Source organism: Streptomyces flavofungini (genome assembly GCF_014650815.1).
Classification (GTDB): Bacteria; Actinomycetota; Actinomycetes; order Streptomycetales; family Streptomycetaceae; genus Streptomyces; species Streptomyces flavofungini.
The window spans coordinates 22,243-43,697 of record NZ_BMVR01000026.1 but is presented as its reverse complement, the minus strand read 5'-3'; the positions used below and the strand labels follow the sequence as shown (position 1 = coordinate 43,697).

Below are 21,455 nucleotides of genomic sequence, written 5' to 3'. Positions count from 1 at the left end.
CCTGCCTGATCACCCACCGCCACGTCGAACGCCTTTGTTAGCACCTCTTAGAGCTCCTAGGGCAACGTGGTTCGCAGGCGTCGCCAGCAGATCAGTGAGCAGGCGAGTTTGCGGAATGCTTCGTGGATGTCGTCGCGGGTTTCCCAGCGGATGCACAGGCGGCCCGGTCTGCTGGGGCAGCCGACCCTGTGATGATCTTCGAGTCGTAGATTGGGCTCATGACGGAGGGGACGCCGAGCGAGGCGACAGTACGGTCACGGAGACGACAGAAGCGGGGGCGGCACGCTGCCCCGAAATCGGGGGCGGTCAGGGGCGGGCTGCTGCGCTCGTCCCTGCTGATGGCGGCGGGGACGGTGGTGTCCCGGGCGACGGGTCTGATCAGACAGGTCTTGCAGGCGGCCGCACTGGGTACCGGGCTGCTGGCCACCACCTACAACCAGGCCAACACGGTGCCGACCAGCCTGTACTTCCTGTTCATCGGCGGGGCGCTGAACTCAGTGTTGGTGCCGCAGCTGGTACGGGCCCGGACCGAGCAGCCGGACGGCGGCAGGGCATTCGAGCAGCGCCTGGTCACCCTCGTGCTGTGCGTGCTCGGAGTCGGCACGGCGCTGGCGGTGTGGGCGGCACCGCAGATCATCAGCCTTTACCAGAGTGATACGCCCGACAACCACGCGGCGTTCGAGCTGACGGTGACGTTCGCCCGGTTCCTGCTGCCACAGATCTTCTTCTACGGCCTGTTCAGCATCCTGGGCCAAGTCCTCAACGCCCGGAACCGGTTCGGGGCGATGATGTGGACTCCCGTCCTCAACAACCTCGTCCTGATCGCGGTGTTCGGTGTCTACGTCGGGCTCATGACGGTCCCGGACCGCGTGCAGGACATCGCCCAGACCCAGGTGACGCTCCTGGGCGTCGGCACGACACTCGCCCTGGCCATCCAGGCACTCGCCCTGATCCCCTTCGTCCGCGCCGCGGGCTTCCGCTTCCGCCCCCGCTTCGACTGGCGCCACACCGGCCTGCGGAAGAGCATCAGTGCGGCCCGCTGGACCCTGCTGTTCGTGCTGGCCAACCTGGTTGCCAGCACCGTGGTGACCCGTTACGCCTCGGTGGCCGACCAAAGCCTGCCGGAGGACGGTGTGGGCTTCACCGCCTACTCCAACGCGCAGACGATCTGGATGCTGCCCCAGGCGATCATCACGGTCTCGCTGGTTACAGCCCTGCTGCCCCGGGTGAGCCGGGCCGTCGCCGAGCGGCGTCTGGACGACGTACGAGGCGACCTGTCCCGCGCACTGCGGATCAGCGGCGTCGTGATCGTCCCCGCCTCCTTCTTCTTCCTCGCCTTCGGCCCGCAGATAGCGCAACTGCTGTTCGCCCACGGCGCCGCCGACGCCGCATCCGCCCAGCCACTGGGCCATATGCTCCAGGCGTTCGGGCTCGGCCTGATCCCCTTCTCTGCTCAGTACCTGCTGCTGCGCGGCTTCTACGCCTTCGAGGACACCCGCACGCCGTTCTGGATGGCGGTATGGATCAGTGCCGTCAACATCTCCCTGGCCACCGGCTGCCATCTGCTGCTGCCCGCACGCTGGGCAGTCACCGGGATGGCCGCCGCGTACACCGCCTCCTACGCCTTCGGCCTGCTGCTCACGGCCCTGCGGCTGCGACGACGCCTCGAAGGCCGACTGGACGGCAAGCGGCTGTGCCGTACCTACGGCAAACTGACGGCCTCCGCCCTCACCGCCGGTGCCCTCGGCTGGCTCGTCGCCCGCACCTGTTCCACGAACCTGGTGTCGGCCACCTGGACTCCCGGCCTGGCCCTGGCCGCAGGCGGCGCCACGATGGCACTTCTGTTCCTGCTTCTTGCCCGTGTCCTCAAGATCAGTGAGCTGCGGAGCCTGCCAGGGCTGAGGTGACGTCGGCGGCGCCGAGTAGCTGGGCCTCGTCACCAGCTACTCGGCGCCGGTCACCTGGTACCTGCCCCGGGGAGTCCCGGTGAAGTTGAGGGTTCGCCGGACCGCCCGTCATCGCCAGCCTCGACCAGGTCGGCTACCTCAGCGGGGAACGCCTCGGACGACGCACGCACTTCACCCTTCACCCTTCACCCTTCACCCTTCACCCTTCACCCTTCACCTCGACAGGAGCGTCCGCCACCCAGCGCAGGCCGACGTCCACGTCCAAGCTCTGCCAGCCCTCTTTACCGCCCATGACCAGCGGTCACTGTCCACGGGAGGACGACTAGGAAGAGAGACAACCACTCAGCCCCGGGGGCGCGGCTCACCCGGATTCAGGGTGATGGACTGTCCCCCGCCCTCGACTGCCACGGCGAAGTCGGGCAGGCGCGGCCATCCGTACGCGCTCCATGGGCCAGGCTGACGCTGGCCCCGCATGCGCATGAACCGCAGGGCGCAGACCAAGCCGCCTTTCCCGCCTCCGCGGCCGTCCACGGTCAGCTTGAGCAGGGCGTCGGTGCCCATCGGCGTGGCGAGCGGGGTGAGAACGGCGCCGCCAGCCCGGATCTGGGTGACCCAGGCGGGAGGGAGGCGGTAGGTGGAGGCAGTGGAGATGACCACGTCGTAGGGGCCCCGGGGAGGTAGCCCTTTTCGCCGTCGCCGGTCACCACGGTGGGGTGGAATCCGGCATCGGCCAGCCGTTTCGCTGCCCTGGCTGCGAGGTGCGCGTCGATGTCCACGGTGGTGACGTTCTCCTCCCCGCAGCGGGCGCTCAGCAGGGCCGCGTTGTATCCGCTGCCGGTGGCGACCTCAAGGATTCGCGCCCCAGGCTCCGGGCTCAGTTCACGCAGCATGCGCACAACCACCGACGGTGCGGACAGCGACGAGGTGAACGTCCCCTTGGCCGGGCCGGTCGCGGGGACGCTTCCGTCGTCGAGTTGGGTGACCAGCGGCGTGTGGAGGTCATAGACCGCGTCGGCCCAAGGCCGCAGCTCGCGGTGGCGGTCGAGGAACAGCCAGCGCTGCTGATCATCCGCATCGTCCAGCCACACCCCGTCCGGTACGAACGCCTCGCGCGGCACCGCCTCAAACAGCTCGCACAGCCAATCACCGCCGACGAAGTACCCCTGCGCGGCGAGCGCTCGGGCGCACTCGGCACGCAGTGAAAGGAAGCCGGGCTCGGGACTCACGTCTGCTCGTCCGTGCCGGGCTCGGAGGGCGGTGGCTGATCGTCGTCCTCGTGTCCGTTGGCGGATGGGGGCTGAGATTGGGCAGGCTGCGGGATCTCCTCCAGGTCCTGCGGCGCCGGACCCTGGCCATGAGGGCTGGACACCAGACGGCTCCCTCCATCGTGCCATCGCGAACGACACCACCAGGGGCATCGTCTCGCCGCCGAGGCCAGCGTGGGAAGGGAGCTGCTCGTTCGTAGACGGTGCTGCGTCCGGAGCTCAAGACAGGGCGGGCGCGGGATCCGGACGCTTCGGGTATGGGCGGCAGCCGAGGCGGACCTGCTCGTCCTGCCGGGCTTCGAGGTGCCGCCCGCGCTCGACGTCGGCGCGGCCCTGGTGCGCCTCGAACCGGCGGCGGCCGTAATCCGCGCGCGGGGCACGGCGGGCACGGCGGTCGTCGCCGTCTGTGTCGGCGCGTTCCTGCTGGCGGAGGCGGGTCTGCTGCGCAGGCGCGAGGAGACGACGTCCTGGCTGTACGCGGACCGGCTCGCCCGCCGGTACCCGACGTGCGCATCCGCTCCGAGCAACTCGTCGTCACCGACGGCGGCGTGACGACCACGGCGGCCTCCAGCGCGATGTACGACTTCGCGCTGCGCCTCGTCCGCGAGCATGACGGCCCCCGCGTGGCCCGCGCCACCGCGCGCGACACGCTCCTCGACGACGCGCGCTCCGCGCAGTCCGCCTGCGTCGACCTGGAACGCCTGTCCGCCGTGGGCAGCGGCTTCTCGCTCGGCGTCAATCGGTGGCTTGACCAGAACCTCACGGAGCGCTCAGACCTGCCCGGCCTCGCCCTGGCGTTCCAGGTCAGCATCAAGACCATGCTGCGCCGTTTCCGCGACGAGGCGAGCCAGACGCCCCTTGAGTATCTGCACACCGCTGAGTATCTGCATACCGTCCTGGTGCGCCGGGCCAGGCACCTGCTGGAAACAACCGAGAGGACCATCGCGAGCATCTCCGCCGACGTCGGGTAACGCGACGCCGGGACGTTCGGCGCCCTCTTCGCCCGGCACACGGGGCCGCAGCCGAGCGTGTACCGCGCCACGTTCCGCCGCCACGACGCCCCCGACGGCTGAGCGCGGCGTCCCCCACACGCACCTCTGCTGTCGCTCCGGCCGCACCCGTGCACAGTTCGTCGTTCCCGCGCACCGCACGGAAGCGGCGGGCCTTATGCTCCCGGAGCAGATGACAGCGGGTCACGGCGAGTGACCGCTCGGGGGCGGCGGGGGGAACGGGACCACATGACCGTCGAGGAGTACTGGCACAGGAGCGACGACGAGCTGTACGCCTTGCTGGGGGCGGAGCTCCTGGGTGAGGGCGTGCCGCTCTCCCCCGCTGACGACGAGGACAAACGCCGGTTCGGGCAGCAGTGGTTCGCCAACAAGCACCGGGAGCTGCAGAGCAAGATCTGTCATCACGAACGGGCCCAGGCGCTCATGGGCACCACCGGTTCGGACCGGCTCCTCGACGCCTACGCCCTCCAGGAACTGCTCCAGCAGTCCATCGGCGACCCCACGACGGCCGCCCTCATTGCCGTCCTCGTCGCCAGGGTGGGACTCGGCACCTTCTGCCGCAACGCGCCCGCGCGCCCATGAAGACCCTGGCGGACCGCAAGCGCGCGCTCCTCCAGGCGGACCGCGAGGCGGCGCTGGCGGAAAAGAGGCGGCAACTGCGGGAGCTCGGGGCCCATGACCTGGTACGACAGCTCGACGACGACTCCACCAGTTGGCGACAAAGCCCTTGGTACAAGCCGGGCGCCGACCCGTCCGGCGTCTTCGTGGACATGGTGGGCGAGGAGTTGAGGGCCGCGATGGCCGACCTCGGGGCGAGCGCCGCCCGGCTCGACTCGGTACGCGTCGTCACCACGCTCGACCAAGCCGTGTCGGCCCAGATGACCCCCTTCGACGACGGCTCGGGCCTGGTCATCGTGGCCGACGGGATCTTCGGCATGTGCTCCAGCTACTGCCAGTACCTCGCTCTCTGCGCCGACAAGAGGTCCCACGCCACGTCGCGGCCCACGGCCTTCTGGCGGCTGCTGCGCGACCTCGGCAAGGGGGAGGTCTTCGGGTACGAGGACGTGCTCACCGCCCTGCTGCGCTACCACACCGCCCATCAGCGGGCCTTGGCCGTGTCGATGCAGTTGGGGGTGCGGCTCAGCCCGGAGGGCGAGCGGTACGCCGCGCAGCTCGGTCACCTCGCCTATCGCTTCGTCGTCGGCCATGAGATGGCCCACCACGTTCTCGGGCACTCCCACGGCCCGAGCGCGTTCGCGCCGGGCGAGCACCTCCCGGCCTGCTCCGCGGACGACCGCAGGGAACGGGACGCGGACCGGCTCGCCTTCCAGGCCACCAGACGAGCCAGTGACAGGCAAAGCCACAGCCGGTGGGAAACGATGGTCATGCTGGAACGGGCCACCATGGCCGCGCTGATGGCCATGATGGCCCTGCACGTGGCGGAGCGGACGCTGTTCGTCCACCGCGGTTGCACGCATCCCCCGGCCGCGGTCCGGACGGGCTGGCTGCTGGAGCAGCTCAAGCCAGGCAAACAGCGGTCCACACGCCGTCTCCTGCGCGTACCGATGAAAGCCACGGAGGCCGCCACCGATCTGTCAGAGCATGCCCGGCCCTTCTCCTGGCAGGCGTTGGACCCGGACCTGGTGTTCAGCCCTATGCCCCGCTCGTACCTGGAAGCGGTCGGCGATCTCGACGCGCTGCAGTGCGAAACGGAGGACTTCCACGTCGCCTGGCTGGAACGGCACGCCACGGCCGACACCGCCTGGCTGGGCGAGGGAGCGCGGCTGGCCGCCGCCGGGGAACCGGCGTCCGCGCTGCGGCGCTGGGGCGTGGACGAAGAGACCTCCCACGCGCTGTGCAACCCTCAACGGGCGCTCACCTTCTTCACGTTGAAGGAGCACATCACCCGGTCCTTCAACGAGCGGGGCATCGCGGAGCCGTGGTTGGCGCCGCACGCGCTGGCGGCGGGCATGCTGATCGCCAGGCGCGTGCAGCCGCGTCGAGCCCCCCTCGCGCAGGGCCCCGACGGCCGCCCCGCCCAGGAGCCACCGGCGCCGAACAGCTCCCCGGGATAGATCCGCCCCATGCGCGGGCCTGGGCGTTCGACGTTGACAGCGCCGTAGTCCCGTCGGGGCGGCGGGCGTTGCACACCGTGCTGTTGCCCCCCCCCTGCCGACTCGAGCGGTCTCCCCGCCGCGACCGTGCGCACCACGGTCGCGGTCCTGGACTCTGATCACCGGCTTCGCTGGCAGCGCCCATGACTGCCAGCCGTCACTCGAGTGGAACGTGCCCTCCATGCCCACCGACCGAATGGACGGGACACGCGACGGAACACCCAACAACAAATACGTTCGACGGATTGCCCAGGCTCAACCGGACGGCGTGACCGGGGACCGCAGGCCGAGCCACTGCTCGGCGTCCCAGGCATGAAACCGCTCTACCTCTATGAACCCCAGCTTCGCCGCGAGGCGCATCGAGCCGACGTTGGCGGTCTGGGTGGCAAGCACCACCGGCTCGCCGGGAAGGACGCCGTCGAACCAGTCGAGTGCCGCCGCGCACGCCTCGGCGGCGTACCCGCATCCCCACGCCCACGGCAGGAACAGGTAGCCGAGATCGGCCTTCCCCGCGGCAGCCGGACGATGATGGCCCGGTGCTCTCCTGAGCAGGATCTGACCGATCATCGCCCCGTCGAGATCAACGACGAAACTCCCGGGCCACCGCTCGGGCACCCCGGGCATCTCACGCTCAAGCTCGTCACGCGGCCGGGGGCCACCGAGGTAGGTGTGCACCTCTGGCGACGCCATCAGCTCGATGAACGCCGCACGGTCCCGGGCCTCGGACTCACGGAGCACGAGCCGTTCGGTCCATATCGGGGCGGGTGGCCAGGCGATGGGTCCGAGTTCAGCCATGGCGGGCAACCTATCGCACGCCCGCCGAGCGCCACCTCGATGTTCGATGGTGCTTGAGTCTCCTGTAAGGGGAGACGTGAGAGTGAGGGGCATGAACGGCAAGACGCTTTACTCGATCGGCGATCTGGCGCAGCGGACAGGCCTGACGGTGAAAGCCATCCGGTTCTACGCCGATACCGGGATCGTGCCGCCGACCGACCGCACCCCGGCCGGCTACCGCCGCTACGACTGCGATGCCATCGCCCGCATCGACCTCGTACGCACCCTGCGCGAGCTGGGAATTGACCTGGCCACGATCCGCAAGGTCATGGAGCGGGAGGTCTCGCTGGCGGACGTCGCAGCGATGCATGCCGAGGCGCTGGATGTGCAGATCCGGGTCTTGCGACAGCGTCGCGCCGTGCTGACGGCGGTGGCCAGGCGCGGCTCGACTCCCCAGGAGATGGATCTCATGCACAAGCTGGCACGACTGTCCGAGACCGAACGGCAGTGCCTGATCGACGACTTCCTCGACGCCGTGTTCGACGGTCTGCATGATCACCCCGCGTTCGCGGCGGTCACACGCTCGCTGACTCCCGAACTGCCCGACGACCCAGTACCTGAACAGATCGAGGCGTGGGTGGAGTTGGCCGAGCTGTTCCAGGACGACGGCTTCCGCACCACGTTGCACGGCATGGCCAAGGACCTGGCGGACGACAGGGCCCCGAGCGACACCACGGGCCTGCCCCGGATCCTCGCCGAAGCCGTCCGAGCCCAGGTGACTCCGGCAATCGAAGCCGGTGTCGAGCCGGACTCACCCGAAGCAGAGCCGATCGTCACGGCGCTCGCTGCACACTATGCGCACATCGTCGGCAGCCCGCCCCCGTCCGGCCCCTGCGATCTCTATCTGCGTCTTGCTGCCCGGCTGGACCAGATGAACGATCCACGCCGGGACCAGTACCTCTCCTTGCTGGCTGTCATCAACGGCTGGCCGGCGCCGGAGAGTCTGGCACCCACGCTGGTCTGGTCCGCCGCGGCACTGCGCACCCGGGTGCCGCAGCGGTGAGCCGACCGCGCACCGTGCGCGCCCCCACCGACTCGTCTCCCCTCGCCTCGCCAAGCTTCCTTGCCGACTATCGGGCCCTGTTTCATGTACCCGGCTTCTGGCGCATGGCCACCATCGGCATGACATCGAAGCTGGCATCGAGCATGGCTGGCCTGAGCCTGCTGCTCCTGGTCAGCAGCACGTACTCGTATGGAACCGCCGGGGTGGCGGTGAGCTGCTCCACCCTTGGCCAGGGCTTGACCGCCCCGCTGCGCGGACGGCTGATCGACCGCTACCCAGTCGGCCCGGTCTTGTTGGGTTGTCTCTTCGCTCATCTCACCGTCACCGCAGCCCTGATCGTGTCGGCAAGAGGCGGCGGGAACACCACCGTGGTGTGCGCACTCGCCGCGGCCATGGGCTCGACTGCTCCTCCCGTCGCGGTCATGATGCGCTCGCTCTGGCACAGCGCCACGACCGGTACCACACTGAGTACGGCGATGGCTCTCGACGCCTCCATGATGGGCGCCGCTTTGATCGTCGGCCCGGTGCTCGCCAGCTGGCTCAGCCTGTCGCTCTCACCTGTCATGTCCTACGCAGCCATCACGGCGATGACGGCCACTACCGTCACTCTGGTGATCAAATCCCCTGCCGTGCCCGCGCGTTCGGGACGGACCGGTCACTGGCTGGGGCCTCTGGCATCACCGTCGCTGCGCCGCCTGTTGGTCGCTGATGCTCTCTTCGTCATGGCTGTGACCGCCGTGGACGTAGTACTGCCGATCTACGCGCGGGAGGAGCACGCGGTCGAGCTCACTGGCCTGTATCTGGGTAGCCTCGCAGTCGGCAGCGTCCTGGGGAGCTTCGCTCTGGGCGCGGTCCCGCAGCTGCCGTCGCGCAGCCTCGAGCTTCCCGTCCTGTTGGGCGTGTTCGCGATCGGCGCTGCCGCCCTGGCTGTGGCCACACAGTTCTCGCCCGTGGCCGTGCTTACGGCCTGCCCTGTTGCCGGCCTGCTCATCGGCTCACTCTTCGCCGTTCTCCGCACCAGAGGAGGTGATCTGGCGCCGAAGGGGCGTGTCACCGAGACCATGTCCTGGCTCAGCACCTTCGACATGGCTGGCGGTGCTGCAGGGGCGGCAGTGTTCGCCCAGCTCGCCGATTCGAAAGGAAGCAGAACGGCCCTTGTTGCCGTCCCTGTCCTTGCCGTGATGGCCGCTGCGGTCAGCTGGCGTGCGCGGACACGCCAACGTCAATGACCTTGCCAAGCCGCCCCGATATCGCTCGGCGATCCAGGCGATAGCCAGTTCCATGGTCAGTTCGTCCAGGTAAAAGATGTGATCCGGGCGGATGCGACGCTCACGAAGCCTCTTGCGCAGGTGATCGTAGTCGTAGCCCTTGTCGGCATGGAGCTTGGCCGGACGCCGACGGCGGGGGCGTTCTCGAAGAGGGATGACCTGCAGTTTCCTGGGGCCTTGAAGATCTTTTCCCCTTTGTGAAGTGATCGTTCCCCGGGTGGGGCTGCTCGGCTGCGTTGCGACGTGGCGTGCCGGCTGCGGGGAGGGCGGACGTGACGAACGGGCTGCGGTGGGGCTCTGACACGGCGCGGCGATGAGTTTGTGGCTCCCGGCCGGTCCAAGCTCGTGACACCCCAGGAAAGGACGCCGCCATGTCGGAACTTCTCGTCGACTTCATCACCTCCCTTGATGGCTACGCATCGGGAGAGGGATGGCCCGGGTTCTGGGGCCTCGAGGGCCCGGAGTACCTTGCCTGGCTCGGCGAGCAGCCCGCGGCCACCTACCTGATGGGAGCGAACACCTACCGCCTGATGTCGGGCTTCGCCGCAGGCGAGGTCCCGGATGGCCAAGACGAGTTCAGGCCCGAAGAAGAGGCGTCCGTCGACGAACTCACGCGAGCGTCCAAGGTGGTGTTCTCCTCCTCGCTGGAGGCGCCACTGACGTGGGCCAACTCCACGCTCGTCCCCGACGACGCCGTTGAGGCGGTCCGCGCCATGAAGGCGAGCGGCTCGGGGCTCCTCAGTACGCTCGGCAGCCTCAGCCTGTGCCGGTCCCTGCTGCGAGCCGGACTCGTCGACCGTTTCCGGGTCGTGATGTTCCCGGTGATCACCGGGGCTACGGGCGAGGAGCGCATTTACGACGGCTATCCGGACGTCGCCCTCGAGATGATCGAGCACCGCACATTCGACGGCCGCATCCAGCTGGTCGAGTACAAGCCCCGCGTGCTCGAGCACCCGCCGCTCGGCGCCCCTGCGTGACATCGCCCCCCGGTCCGGAGGGCCACCAGACTGGCGCCGACGGGCGCGGAGCAAGACCTGACAGGGGACGAACGGCCAACACCAGGATGCCCGGTCCAGGTCGGGGGGATGAGGTTCCTCTCGCCCCCGGAGGCGAGATCGGACACGGCCAGCATCAGCACGTCGATGAACACCGCGGTGGCGCCATTGGACAGGTCCAGGTCGTGGCTACCGCCGGAGAAGATGTTGCTCACCGACCTATGATGCGATCCCGGCCGTCCACCTGCTTGGAGAAGACGCATGACGGATGCGAGCACCGGCAAAGTGGTCGTGAACAGGGCGATGTCCCTCGACGGGTTCATCGCCGGTCCCGGCCACACGATGGACTGGATCTTCGAGCACATGACGTCAGCGACATTCCCGGAGGTCATGGAGGCCACGGGCGCCATGCTCATCGGCCGGGGCACGTACGAGGTCGGCAAGCGCATGTCCGACGAGAACCCCGACTACGACGGTGGGGCGCAGTTCGTCCTCACCCATCGTCCGCCCGATGAGCCGGATCCCAGCGTCACCTTCCTCACCTGTGACATCGAGGAAGCCGTGGCCACGGCACGTCGAGCCGCCGGCGACAAGAACCTGGAGATCCTCGGCGCCGACGTGGCCGCCCAGTGCCTGCAGCGCGGCCTCGTCGACGAGATCCTGGTGTACGTGCTGCCGGTGGTGCTCAGCGACGGCGTCCGGTTCGCGCCGCCGGGCCTCGACCGGATCGACCTGGAACCGTTCAGCAACGTCCAGTCGGGCAGGGTCACCATGCTGCGCTTCCGCGTGCGCAAGTAGGCACGGTCGCAACTACTAGCCTGCTGTCATCGCCCCCGTCCCATGGGGCAAGTTCCGCACTCTCGCTGAACATCAACATTCTCGCTGAACATCAACTGGGCTGACAGGGGCTGCAGTTCATGGCGAGCACCGGTCGAGCTTCCCACACGATCGACGCGTACGGGCGGGCGGTCGAGGACCACCTGCGGTTCTGTGCAGTTGAAGGCCCAGATCCCGTACTGGCCGGTGCGGGCACGGTTGCCGCCTGGATCGGGGAAATGCTCGACCGTCCCCGATCCAGGCGGCATGCTGCTCCGGGCGGCTGCGCCCTGCCCGTTCCGGCTATCCCGCGGGCGACGGTGGGCTCTCGCGAACGGAGCCCGTCTTGCGGTGGTCGTTTGGGGTGCCCAACCTGCGTGCGTCGGCGCTGCCGCCGCGGATCGTGCTGCTCCTGCACAGCGTGACCAACGGCGCGCTCGGCGCCCTGGCGGCGGGGCTGGGCGCGCTGGCGGAGCACCGGCACGACGAGCTTCCGGCGAGCGTGCGCTGGCTGCTGTGCGCGTGCTTCGCGGTGTACGTGCTCGTCGGCCTGGCCGGAGCGGTGGCCGCGCAGACCGCGGCCGGTGCGGGGCTGCGCTGGGGCGCCCTGCTGACGCACTCGCTGCCGCCGTCGGCGGTGGCCCTGTTCACCGGTGCGTTCGGCGGGCGGCTTCCGGCGGGGACCGTGGTGTGGCTGCTCGTCGCGGCGGCCGTGTGGGGGCTGCGCGATTACCTGGGGCGCCTCACCTGCGACGAGAGGGGCCCCCGAGGCGCCGTGTCCTGGCCTCGCCCGCCGGCGGTCAGTGGGCGGCGTCGGGGGCGGCGGTGTGCTGTTCGAGGCCGCCGAGGATGAGCGCGAGGCCCGCCTCGAACGCCGTCTCGTGATCGAGTGCGGGGACGTCGTCCGGCAGGTCCGCTGGGTCCGGCGCGTCGGCGTCGGCCTGCTCCTCCAGCACGCAGCCGACGGTGTAGCGGCTGGCGGCCAGCATCGCCATCTGTGCCTGCCGCTCGGGTACGCCGGAGGCGACGAGAAAGGCCATTTTGTGGAGGATCCGGTCCAGGTCGCCGGTCGGCGTGCTGCCGGCGTGCAGGCGGGCGCCGTCGCGGCGCATCAGCAGGGTGCGGCGGAAGCTGCGGGAGTTGTCCAGGAACCAGGTGCGCCAGTCGTCCTCGTCTTTCGGCAGGGGGGCGTGGGCGTGCGGGGCCATGGCCGCCTTGGCCATGGCGGCCAGCAGGTCCTTTTTGGTCTTGAAGTGGTAGTAGAGCGACGGTTGCTCTACGCCGAGGCGCTTGGCGAGCCGCCGGGTGCTGACGGTTTCCAGGCCCACGTCGTCGAGCAGGTCCAGCGCCTCGGTGACGACGGTCTCGCGGTTCATCTTGGTCACATTGACAATCTATCGGTGATAGAAGAATCTGGAGAGGATTCAATCACCGATAGATTTTGGGGTGGGGTCATGACGAACAAGATCGCGAAGCGTTCCCTGCGGATCCTGCTGGCCGGCGGCGGTGTCGCGGGGCAGGCGCTGGCCTTCTGGCTCACCCGCGGTGGTCATGCGGTGACGGTCGTCGAGCGGTTCCCGGCGCTGCGCGCCGCGGGGGCGCAGGTGGACCTGCGCGGGCAGGGCATCGACGCGGTGGCGCGGATGGGGCTGCTGGAGGAGGTGCGCAGTCAGCTGGTGGACGAGGCGGGCGTGGCGTTCGTCGACTCCCGCGGGAGTCCGAAGGCGACGATCATGGCCAATACCTCCGGCACGGGGCGTCAGACCCTGACCTCGGAGTACGAGATCATGCGCGGTGACCTGGTGCGCATCCTGCATGAGGCGACGAAGGACGACGCCGAGTACGTCTTCGGCAAGAGCGTTGACGGCTTCGACCAGCACTCCGACAGGGTCACCGCGCACTTCTCGGACGGGACTTCGGGCGAGTACGACCTGCTGATCGGCGCCGACGGGCAGGGGTCGCGCACCCGCCGGGCACTGCTGCCCGAGGGCTTCGACCCGTACTGGCGCGTGGGCATCCACATGGCGTACTGGTTCGTCCCGCGCATCGCCTCCGACACCAACATCCGCGACACCTACATGGTTCCGGGCGGGCGGCAGATCATGCGGCGCAGCCACAACGCGACTGAGACGCAGGTGTACTTCGTGATGCGCGAGGAGTCGGCGGAAGCCTCCGCGATCCACCGCGCTCCGATCGAGGAGCAGCAGAAGTTCTGGGCCGAGCGGTTCAGTGACGCGGGCTGGCAGACCGAGCGGTTCGTCGAGGGTATGAAGGACAGCCCGTTCTTCTACTCCCAGGAGATCGCCCAGGTGCGCATCGACAGCTGGTCCAAGGGCCGGGTGGCCCTGGCCGGGGACGCCGCGCACTGCGCCTCCCCCTACAGCGGCATGGGGATCTCCGGCGGCCTGGTCGGCGCCTACGTCCTGGCCGGGGAGATCAACCGCAGCCCGGGTGACCTGCCGGCTGCGCTGGCCGACTACGAGCGCGTCCTGCGCCCGTTCGTCGACGAGATCCAGGGCGAGGTCAACCCGCGAATCCTGCGGGTGGGCATGCCCTTGAACAAGCACGCGATCGCCGCGTTCCAGAACGTCACCGCGCTGGCCTGCTTCCTGCGCATCCCCGACCTGGTCGCGCGCATGTCCAAGGAGGACCGCGGCGGCGACTGGCAGCTCCCCGCCTACACCGACGCCGCCTGAGCCGGCACTGCGGCTGAGGGGTACGGCCCGCCCGGGGCGGAAGTGATCCCGGCCGGTCCTGCCGGGGTCTCGTCGCGGGGCTGCCGTACTGCGGCTGCAGTACGGGCGGGTGTCGGCAGGCGCGGGACGACGCGGGGGTGCTCGCCGCGAACGATGGAGGGCGAGCCTCGGCCCCCTGCGCGCTCGGCGCGCACCGGCTGGCCGCGGCGACCTCTTCTTCCTCATCGACTGGAGTGCCTTCATGGCTTCCCTGCTCTATCGGTTCGGCCGGTTGTCCTTCCGGCAACGCCGCTACTTCGCTCTGCTGTGGGTGGCGATCCTGGCAGCCTGCTCGTTCGCCGCACTCAGCGCTCCGGCCGCGGAGGAGGACGGGTTCTCCATCCCGGGCACCGAGTCGCAGAAGGCGTTCGACCTGCTCGACGAGCGCTTCCCCGGTGACAACGCGGAGGGCGCGGACGCACGGATCGTGTTCGCCGCGCCCGACGGGCAGAAGGTGACCGCCCGTGCGAACCGGGCGGCCGTCGAGAAGGTCGTCGACACCGTGGCGCGCGGCACGCAGGTGAAGGACGCCTCGAGCCCGTTCGCGCCGGAGGCCGTCAGCAAGGACGCCAGCACCGCATTCGCGACCGTCACCTACAGCGCCTCCAGCGACGACCTGAGCGAGGCGACGACCAACGGTCTGATGGACGCGGTCGAGGACGGACGGGCGGCGGGGCTGACCGTGGAGGTCGGCGGGTCCGCCGTCGACGGCGGACCCGAACTTGGCGGGATCACCGAGCTGATCGGCATCGCGGTCGCCGCGCTGGTGCTGTTCATCACCTTCCGTGCGATGGTCGCCGCCGGGCTTCCCCTGGTCACCGCGCTGATCGGGCTGGGCGCCGGGGTGTGCGCCATCGTTGCCGTCGGCATGTCCACCACGACGATCACTCTGGCGCTGATGCTGGGCCTGGCCGTGGGCATCGACTACGCCCTGTTCATCGTCTCCCGCTACCGCGCGGAGCGGGCCGAGGGGCAGGGCCCGGAGGAGGCCGCGGGCCGGGCGGTGGGCACGGCCGGATCTGCCGTCGTCTTCGCCGGCGCCACCGTCGTCATCGCGCTGGTCGGCCTGTCGGTGGCCGGGGTGCCGATGCTGACCGACATGGGGCTGGCCGCCGCCGGGACCGTCGTCATCGCCGTGCTCGTCGCCCTGACGCTGCTGCCCGCCCTGCTCGGCTTCTTCCCGCAGGCCGTCCTGCCCCGCGCCCAGCGCCGTACCCCCACCACACCCACGACCGTGCTCGCGCCGGGGCGGGGGAAGGAGCCCGCGGGAAGCCGATGGGCCCGCCTGGTCATCCGCCGCCCGCTGGCGACGCTCCTGCTGAGCGTGGCGGGCCTGGGCATCGTCGCGGTCCCGGCCCTGGACCTGCAGCTCAGCCTGCCCGGCGATGAGGCGCAGCCCACCTCGACCACCCAGCGCCGCGCCTACGACGCGCTCGCCGACGGCTTCGGCCCCGGCTTCAACGGCCCCCTGACCGTCGTCGTCGACGCCAAGGACGCCGACGACGCCAAGGACGCCGCCGCCAGGGCCCGCACCGCCCTGTCCGCCACCAAGGGGATCGTGGAGGTGTCCCCGGCCACGTTCAACAAGGTCGGCGACACCGCGATCATCGCCGCCGTGCCCAGCACCGGGCCGGCCGCCAGCGCGACCAAGGACCTGGTGAAAACCATCCGCGCCCAGGCCCCCGGTCTGAAGGCCGATGCTGGCGCGTCCATGTGGGTGACCGGGCAGACCGCGATGAACATCGACGTCTCGAACAAGGTCACCGCCGCCCTCATCCCCTACCTCGCGGTCGTGGTGGGCCTGGCAGTCCTGCTGCTGATGGTCGTCTTCCGCTCCGTCCTCGTCCCGCTCAAGGCCGCACTCGGCTTCCTGCTCTCGGTCGTCGCGTCCTTCGGCGTGATCGTCGCGGTCTTCCAGTGGGGCTGGCTCGCCGACCTGCTCGGCGTCGCCCAGACCGGCCCGGTGATGAGCATGATGCCGATCTTCCTGATCGGTGTGGTCTTCGGCCTGGCCATGGACTACGAGGTGTTCCTCGTGACCCGCATCCGCGAGGCGTACGTCCACGGCGCATCGCCTGCCCAGGCCATCGTCACCGGCTTCCGTCACAGCGCCCGCGTCGTCGTGGCCGCAGCCGTCATCATGATCGCCGTCTTCGCCGGATTCATCGGCATGACCGACTCCATGATCAAAATGCTCGGTCTGGGCCTGGCCGCCGCTGTCCTCTTCGACGCGTTCGTCGTCCGCATGACCATCGTCCCCGCCGCGCTCGCCCTGCTGGGCAAGGCCGCGTGGCGGCTGCCGAGGTGGCTGGACCGGATCCTGCCCGACCTCGACATCGAGGGCGAGAAGCTCACCCGCACCCTCGCCGCAGAACCCACCACCGCCCGGGCCGCCTCGGCCCGGGAGGAGTCAGTGAACGTCTGACCAGCCGCACCGGCCCCCGGGCGCCCGCGGACCCTGCGGGTGCCCGGGGGCCGGTGCCCGCCGCCAACCGTCGAGGACCTGTTGAGAAAGGAGGAGCGGATGATCGCTGAGATCCGGTCGTGGGCCCGGTGCCACCCGCGCGCCTTCGACATGGCCGTCGCGGCGGCCCTGTGCGTGCTGGCGGTGCTGACCACCACCATGGCGCAGCCGCCCCGCATCGTGCGCTGGCCTCCGCCGGCCCCCGCCGCGGTCGCTGTCCTGGCGTGCACCGCGCTGCTGCTGGGCCGTACCCACCCGCGCCTGACCGTGATCATCACGACCGGGTGCACCGCGGTCCTCGGCGTGCTCGGCCCTTCTCACGGTTACGAGTTCGGCTCCACCCTCACGGGCCCCGTGATGGCGGCGCTCGCCTCGCTGGCCTGGCGCACCGACGGCCGTACCGCAGCCCGTGGCACCGCCGCCGCAGTGGCGGTGCTGCTGGCCGCGTCCGTCCTGTGGCCGCCGGGCCAAGCGCAGCTGCGGCCGGAGCAGGTGGGCCTGGCCGCCTTCACCCTCTTGCCGGCGGCCGTGGCTGACGCACTGCGCAGCCGCCGCGACTACGTCACGGCTGTCGAGGCCCGCGCGGAGATGGCCGAGCACACCCGCGAGGAGGAGGCCCGCCGCCGGGTGGGCGCCGAGCGGATGCGCATTGCCCGCGAGCTGCACGACGTCGTCGCCCACCACATCACCCTCGCCCACGCCCAGGCCGCCACCGCCGACTATCTCCTCGCCACCCGCCCCGATGCGGCGGCCGAGGTCACCGGCAACCTCACCGCCACCCTCACCGCCGCTCTGGGCGAACTGAAGGCGACCGTGGGCCTGCTGCGCGAACACGACGACCCCACCGGGTCGACCGATCCCGCGCCGGGGCTGGCGCAGCTGCCCGACCTGCTCGCGTCCTTCGAGAGCGTCGGCCTGGCCGTCACCCTCACCCGCGAGGGCGCGGCCCGGCCGCTGTCGCCCGGCGTCGGTCTCACCGCCTACCGCATCACCCAGGAGGCACTCACCAACGTCTCCAAGCACGCCCTGACCACCGCCGCCGCCGTCCACCTCCACTACACCGCCGACCGGCTGACCCTGACCGTCACCGACGACGGCCCCGCCCCCACATCCCCCCGGTCGCGGGGCGTATCCGGGTACGGGCTGATCGGCATGCGCGAGCGGGCCCACGCCGTCGGCGGACACCTGCACGCCCACCCCCGCGGCGGGGCCGGCTTTGAAGTGCGGGCCGACCTGCCCACCCTCACTGCTCACGGCCCGCCGCCGACCACACCCAGGGACGCCCCGTGACCACCCGCGTGCTGCTCGCCGACGACCAGGCGCTCCTCGCCGGGACCTTCCAGGTCCTCATCGACGCCGCCGACGGCCTCGAAGTCGTCGCCACCGCGGGCGACGGCGAACAGGCCGTGCGCCTGGCCCGCAGCACCACGCCCGACGTCGTGGTCATGGACATTCGCATGCCCCGCCAGGACGGCCTGTCCGCCGCCGAGCAGATCACCACCGACCCGCAGCTCAACGGCACCCGCGTGCTGATCCTGACCACCTTTGAGACCGACGACTACATCACCCGCGCCCTGCGCGCGGGGGTGAGCGGGTTCCTCGGCAAGGGCGTCGGACCCGCCGAGTTCCTCGCCGCCATCCGTACCGTCGCCGCCGGCGACATGGTGCTCTCCCCCCTCGCCACCCACACGGTGGTCACCCGCTACCTCGCCGCATCCAGCCCTGACCGCCCCCAGGCCACCCCGCGCGAGATGGACCACCTCACCCCCCGCGAGCAGGAGGTCCTGCTGTGCGCGGCCGAGGGCCTGACCAACGACGAGATCGCCGAGCGCCTGTGCGTCAGCCCGCTCACCGTCCGCACCTTCGTCCAGCGCATCATGCACAAGCTCGGCGCCCATCACCGCGGGCAGCTCGTCGCCCTCGCCTACCGGACCGGCTTCGCCCGCGTGCCACAGCCGCCCCCCGCCCGCCCGCGCACCGGCCCGGCACCGTAGCGCGCCGCGCCGCATGCCGGCGCGGGAACGGCGAACGGCTGCTCGGCACGCGCCTTGGCGGGCGCGTGCCAAGCGGCCGTGGAGTGAGCGGTCCGGCCCGGCGGCCGGGAGGCGAGCCGTCTCAGGTGCCGTGCTGCTCCGGAGCGATGTCGACGACCATGGTGGAGAGCGGGCAGCTGGTGCAGGCCAGGACGTACCCGTCCGCCTTCTGCCGGTCGGTCAGGCAGTGGGGTTCGGCCTGGGTGACCTGGCCAGCGCGCAGGCGCACCATGCACTCGCCGCAGGTGCCCACCGTGCAGGAGTGCTCCATGGCCACGCCCGTAGCCAGACCTGCCTCCAGCAGCGTCTGGACCGTGGTGGTGACCGGCGGCTGTCCCTCGTCCGAGACGGTCATCTCCTGCGGCTGCCTCACCGCGCCAGCCAGCGCCTGGATGGCGGTGCAGCGTTCCTGGTGGAGCCGGTCCTCGGGGATCTCCAGCCGACGCAGCGGCTACCGGGCGGCGCCGTCGATCCGGTCGAACAGCAGGCGCGCCTCGTCGAGGAGCGCCTGTCCGCGCGGTGTCGCGGTGACGGGGCGGGTGCGGTGTTGGAAGACGGCGAATCCGGCGGCCGTCTCCAGCATCTTCAGCCGGGCGTTGAGCGTGGTGCGGGGGATGCCCAGGGTGGCGTCGTTCACTGCAAACGAGATCAGGCACACATTCCGTGAGGACGATCACCGGGTGCCCGAGTCGGTGACCGCTCGTGCCGGATGCCGGATGGCGGTCAGCAGGACCCGCTTGCGGAGCAGGGGGAGCTTGGCTCGGCCGAACATCTGACGCTTGATCATTTTGTTGTGGTTGACCCGGCCCTCGACGGGGCCGGAGTTCCAGCGGGTGGTCAGTCCTTGGAGCACTGCGTCCCAGTCCTTCTCCAGGCCGTGCGCGAAGGTGTGGAGTCCGGGGAGGTCTTCGGCCTGGGCGGCGATGACCCAGTCCTTGAGGTGCTGGCCGGAGCGGGTGGTGAGGATTCCGGCGAAGGACCGGACGAGTTGTTCGCCGGCGGCCAGCCCGGGGCAGCGGGCGAGGATGTCGGCGAGCTGCTCCCGATCCTCCTCCCTCAGATGGTCGGGGTGCCGCATCATCCAGCCGGTGACCTGGCGGACGCCCGGTGGTGCCGGACCGACGATGAGGATGCGCCGTCGGCGGCGGGGCCGCAGGTAGTCGCTGATGGTCTGGTAACTGCCCTGATAGCCGCGTTCCTTGAGGTCAGCATGGAGATGAATGGCGTTGGTGTGGCCCTCCGCCCAGCGCCGGTCCAGGTGTGCTTTGAAGGGGTCCAGCTGACTGGGGCGGGGCTGGTGACGGCCGTTGAACATCTGCTCAGGCGTTTCGGCGCGGGCGGCCCGGCGGACCGTGTTGCCACCCATGTGGAGTTCCCGGGCGATCTCCCGGATGCCGCGGCCCTGGTTTCCGCCTCGGACTTGGTGCCGTGCACGAGCACGACAAAGTCGTCGGCGTACCGCACCAGGCGACAGTCCAGCCGCCCCGTCCGGCGTCGATACTGCCGACGCCACGGCGGGGCCACCTCCCTGTCCCAGATCCGCGAGAAACCGACGCTCAAACCCCCAGCTGCTGCGACTCACTCGGCTCTCCGGGATCAGCCTCTGACTGACCGTTGGAACCAGTCAGGCTTCACGTCGTACCGCGTCGTGCAGATGGTCGACCATCCAGAACTCCACGACCCGTTCGCTGTCCCCTGTCATCGCCATGACCAGGGAGCTCGTGATGTCCGGGAGGCAGTCCGTCGGGGTGGGCAAGTGCGCCTCGACGCACCACGCGAGGACGCCGAAGACGATGGCCTGCCGAAAGGCGAGGTGGGAGGGGCGCTCCCACTCGGGTTCGAAGTCCGTAGCCTCCTCGGCCCTCAGTGCGTGGGACTGGGAGAGAGCCGTGTCGTCCGCGGCGGTGAGTGCGTCCCGCAGCCGCTCTCTCGCGGTGGCCGGGATTTCGTCCGCCGTGAGGGCCGCGACGGCCAAGGGGTGATCGCGTAAGCCGGCGTGAGCCAGGGCCAGTTCCAGGGCATGGCGGCGCATCCGACCCAGCAGCGCGGGTCCCAGGTCCGCCAGGTAGCCGACGAAGGGCTCCCGCTGGAGCAGGGGTGAATCGACGAGCCCCTGACCCAGCAGGTACTCGGGTACCGGCGTGATCTCCACGACACGGTGCGGACCGGATATCCACGCGTCGTCGAACCGCGCACCCGTCGCGCGCTCGACAGCCGCGAGGCCCGAGCCCCAGCTGCCGCCGACCCCCAGGGTCAGGCCCTCCAGCAGGGGTTCCCAGGCCTCGGGGCGAGCCCCGTACGGGTCCTCGGGCACGACCATGTCAAGCCCCGACAGCACGAGTCCGTCCTCGGCCAGACTCAGCCGGGACACCGCGTTGACGTTCCAGTACGCACTAGCAGTGCGGCCCAGGCGGGAGAGCGGGCGCAGCACCTCCTCGCGGGACCCCTGATAGGCGTTGTTCTCCACGACGACGACCGCCGGTCCCGAACGGGAGACCAGGATGTAGTCCCTGTCGTAGTGGTCGCGCAGTTCCTCCAGGTTCATGGGGCGGGCCCTTCCGGGGTCACCGCCGAAGAGCCGGATCACGGCGTCCTCGTCGCCGCCGCGCACGGCCGTGAACGTGGCCGCCTGCTCAAGTCCGAATCCGGTGAGGAAAGCGTCAAGGCGCTCGGGTGAAGTCATGCCTGGATTGTCGCTGCCACCACTCACAGCGAAGCGAGGTGGCAGGTGCCTGCCCGCTGGGCGGCGGAGCTCGCGGACGTCATCGACTCTCTGCGGTCCACCGCGGCGATCGTGCGCGAGACCGGCAACCAGCTGGGCTTCCTCGCCCGCGTCGTCGAAGGCGACGTACGGCTCGCCAAGGCATTCAGAGACGACGGTCCGTGGGGCGCGGCCGCGCCTTCGCCAGTAGGCGTTCATCACCCTCATGACCGGTCGCCTGGCCCGACCCGCCGCCAGATCGAGGTGCTGCCGGCCACCTTTGCAGCCGCTGCCTGAGAGCCGAACTTCG

Annotated in this window: 22 protein-coding genes and 2 pseudogenes; 15 read left to right on the top strand and 9 right to left on the bottom strand. The window is 70.2% G+C overall.

The window, feature by feature from the left end:
- Window positions 1-218 precede the first annotated feature (218 nt).
- Window positions 219-1,907 carry a murein biosynthesis integral membrane protein MurJ gene (murJ, locus tag IE274_RS38055; RefSeq protein WP_190120525.1) on the top strand — a complete coding sequence of 563 codons (1,689 nt, stop codon included), beginning with the start codon at window positions 219-221 and terminating at the stop codon, window positions 1,905-1,907.
- A gap of 342 nt (window positions 1,908-2,249) precedes the next feature.
- On the opposite strand, the pseudogene IE274_RS40520 reads toward murJ, so the two are convergent.
- Window positions 2,250-2,797, bottom strand: a pseudogene (locus IE274_RS40520) (protein-L-isoaspartate O-methyltransferase family protein).
- A 332-nt stretch (window positions 2,798-3,129) separates the two neighbouring features.
- Window positions 3,130-3,276: a hypothetical protein gene (locus IE274_RS38045; RefSeq protein WP_190120523.1), complete on the bottom strand. Its 147-nt coding sequence runs from the start codon at window positions 3,274-3,276 to the stop codon at window positions 3,130-3,132.
- Between the two features lie 70 nt (window positions 3,277-3,346).
- Here IE274_RS38045 and IE274_RS39905 point away from each other — a divergent pair, with 70 nt between their 5' ends.
- The 4 genes from IE274_RS39905 (at window position 3,347) to IE274_RS38030 (ending at window position 6,257) form a co-directional block, all read left to right on the top strand.
- Complete coding sequence (locus tag IE274_RS39905) at window positions 3,347-3,724, top strand: DJ-1/PfpI family protein (RefSeq protein WP_229910097.1); 378 nt, start codon at window positions 3,347-3,349, stop codon at window positions 3,722-3,724.
- On the top strand, window positions 3,679-4,143 hold the full coding sequence (locus IE274_RS39900; protein WP_229910096.1) for a helix-turn-helix domain-containing protein: 465 nt from the start codon (window positions 3,679-3,681) through the stop codon (window positions 4,141-4,143). The genes IE274_RS39905 and IE274_RS39900 overlap by 46 nt, the downstream gene beginning before the upstream one ends.
- A 267-nt stretch (window positions 4,144-4,410) precedes the next feature.
- Window positions 4,411-4,764, top strand: a complete 354-nt coding sequence (locus IE274_RS38035) for a hypothetical protein (protein WP_190120522.1) — start codon at window positions 4,411-4,413, stop codon at window positions 4,762-4,764.
- Window positions 4,761-6,257 (top strand): phage exclusion protein Lit family protein, encoded by a 1,497-nt coding sequence (locus tag IE274_RS38030; RefSeq protein WP_190120521.1) that lies wholly within the window; start codon window positions 4,761-4,763, stop codon window positions 6,255-6,257. The genes IE274_RS38035 and IE274_RS38030 overlap by 4 nt, the downstream gene beginning before the upstream one ends.
- 294 nt (window positions 6,258-6,551) lie before the next feature.
- Here the strand turns inward: IE274_RS38030 and IE274_RS38025 are convergent, their stop codons facing one another.
- Window positions 6,552-7,091, bottom strand: coding sequence for a GNAT family N-acetyltransferase (locus IE274_RS38025; RefSeq protein WP_190120520.1), 540 nt, complete (start codon window positions 7,089-7,091; stop codon window positions 6,552-6,554).
- A 91-nt stretch (window positions 7,092-7,182) separates the two neighbouring features.
- Between IE274_RS38025 and IE274_RS38020 the strand changes: the two genes are divergently transcribed.
- Window positions 7,183-8,133 carry a MerR family transcriptional regulator gene (locus IE274_RS38020; RefSeq protein ID WP_190120519.1) on the top strand — a complete coding sequence of 317 codons (951 nt, stop codon included), beginning with the start codon at window positions 7,183-7,185 and terminating at the stop codon, window positions 8,131-8,133.
- 104 nt (window positions 8,134-8,237) lie between these two features.
- Window positions 8,238-9,362 (top strand): MFS transporter, encoded by a 1,125-nt coding sequence (locus IE274_RS38015; RefSeq protein ID WP_190120518.1) that lies wholly within the window; start codon window positions 8,238-8,240, stop codon window positions 9,360-9,362.
- Between the two features lie 84 nt (window positions 9,363-9,446).
- Here IE274_RS38015 and IE274_RS38010 read toward each other — a convergent pair.
- Window positions 9,447-9,533: pseudogene (locus IE274_RS38010) on the bottom strand (IS5/IS1182 family transposase); the annotation flags it as partial.
- Between the two features lie 239 nt (window positions 9,534-9,772).
- On the opposite strand from IE274_RS38010, the gene IE274_RS38005 reads away from it, so the two are divergent.
- From IE274_RS38005 to IE274_RS37995, 3 genes are all read left to right on the top strand, one after another.
- A complete protein-coding gene (locus tag IE274_RS38005; RefSeq protein WP_190120517.1) occupies window positions 9,773-10,378 on the top strand; it encodes a dihydrofolate reductase family protein in 606 nt (201 codons plus the stop codon).
- A gap of 279 nt (window positions 10,379-10,657) precedes the next feature.
- A complete protein-coding gene (locus tag IE274_RS38000) occupies window positions 10,658-11,194 on the top strand; it encodes a dihydrofolate reductase family protein (protein ID WP_190120516.1) in 537 nt (178 codons plus the stop codon).
- Between the two features lie 382 nt (window positions 11,195-11,576).
- Entirely contained in the window at window positions 11,577-12,065 is a 489-nt protein-coding gene (locus tag IE274_RS37995; protein WP_190120515.1) for a hypothetical protein, read from the top strand.
- Here IE274_RS37995 and IE274_RS37990 read toward each other — a convergent pair.
- Entirely contained in the window at window positions 12,013-12,588 is a 576-nt protein-coding gene (locus IE274_RS37990; protein ID WP_190120530.1) for a TetR/AcrR family transcriptional regulator C-terminal domain-containing protein, read from the bottom strand. The two genes, IE274_RS37995 and IE274_RS37990, sit on opposite strands and share 53 nt — an antisense overlap.
- Before the next feature lie 78 nt (window positions 12,589-12,666).
- Here IE274_RS37990 and IE274_RS37985 point away from each other — a divergent pair, with 78 nt between their 5' ends.
- The 4 genes from IE274_RS37985 (at window position 12,667) to IE274_RS37970 (ending at window position 18,405) form a co-directional block, all read left to right on the top strand.
- Complete coding sequence (locus tag IE274_RS37985) at window positions 12,667-13,908, top strand: FAD-dependent monooxygenase (protein ID WP_190120514.1); 1,242 nt, start codon at window positions 12,667-12,669, stop codon at window positions 13,906-13,908.
- 241 nt (window positions 13,909-14,149) lie between these two features.
- A complete protein-coding gene (locus tag IE274_RS37980; RefSeq protein ID WP_190120513.1) occupies window positions 14,150-16,372 on the top strand; it encodes an MMPL family transporter in 2,223 nt (740 codons plus the stop codon).
- A gap of 99 nt (window positions 16,373-16,471) precedes the next feature.
- Window positions 16,472-17,701 (top strand): sensor histidine kinase, encoded by a 1,230-nt coding sequence (locus IE274_RS37975; protein ID WP_190120512.1) that lies wholly within the window; start codon window positions 16,472-16,474, stop codon window positions 17,699-17,701.
- Complete coding sequence (locus IE274_RS37970; protein ID WP_190120511.1) at window positions 17,698-18,405, top strand: response regulator transcription factor; 708 nt, start codon at window positions 17,698-17,700, stop codon at window positions 18,403-18,405. Before IE274_RS37975 ends, IE274_RS37970 begins: the two co-directional genes overlap by 4 nt.
- A 121-nt stretch (window positions 18,406-18,526) precedes the next feature.
- Here the strand turns inward: IE274_RS37970 and IE274_RS37965 are convergent, their stop codons facing one another.
- The 4 genes from IE274_RS37965 to IE274_RS37950 form a co-directional block, all read right to left on the bottom strand.
- Window positions 18,527-18,817 carry a 2Fe-2S iron-sulfur cluster-binding protein gene (locus tag IE274_RS37965; protein ID WP_198898051.1) on the bottom strand — a complete coding sequence of 97 codons (291 nt, stop codon included), beginning with the start codon at window positions 18,815-18,817 and terminating at the stop codon, window positions 18,527-18,529.
- Between the two features lie 78 nt (window positions 18,818-18,895).
- The gene (locus IE274_RS37960; protein ID WP_190120510.1) at window positions 18,896-19,081 is read right to left on the bottom strand and encodes a LysR family transcriptional regulator; all 186 of its coding nucleotides are present in this window, start codon (window positions 19,079-19,081) and stop codon (window positions 18,896-18,898) included.
- A 36-nt stretch (window positions 19,082-19,117) separates the two neighbouring features.
- Window positions 19,118-19,810, bottom strand: a complete 693-nt coding sequence (locus tag IE274_RS37955; RefSeq protein WP_190120509.1) for a transposase — start codon at window positions 19,808-19,810, stop codon at window positions 19,118-19,120.
- A 258-nt stretch (window positions 19,811-20,068) separates the two neighbouring features.
- Entirely contained in the window at window positions 20,069-21,127 is a 1,059-nt protein-coding gene (locus tag IE274_RS37950) for a DUF6461 domain-containing protein (RefSeq protein ID WP_190120508.1), read from the bottom strand.
- 45 nt (window positions 21,128-21,172) lie between these two features.
- Here IE274_RS37950 and IE274_RS37945 point away from each other — a divergent pair, with 45 nt between their 5' ends.
- Window positions 21,173-21,442, top strand: coding sequence for a hypothetical protein (locus IE274_RS37945; RefSeq protein WP_190120507.1), 270 nt, complete (start codon window positions 21,173-21,175; stop codon window positions 21,440-21,442).
- The last annotated feature ends 13 nt before the right edge of the window (window positions 21,443-21,455 follow it).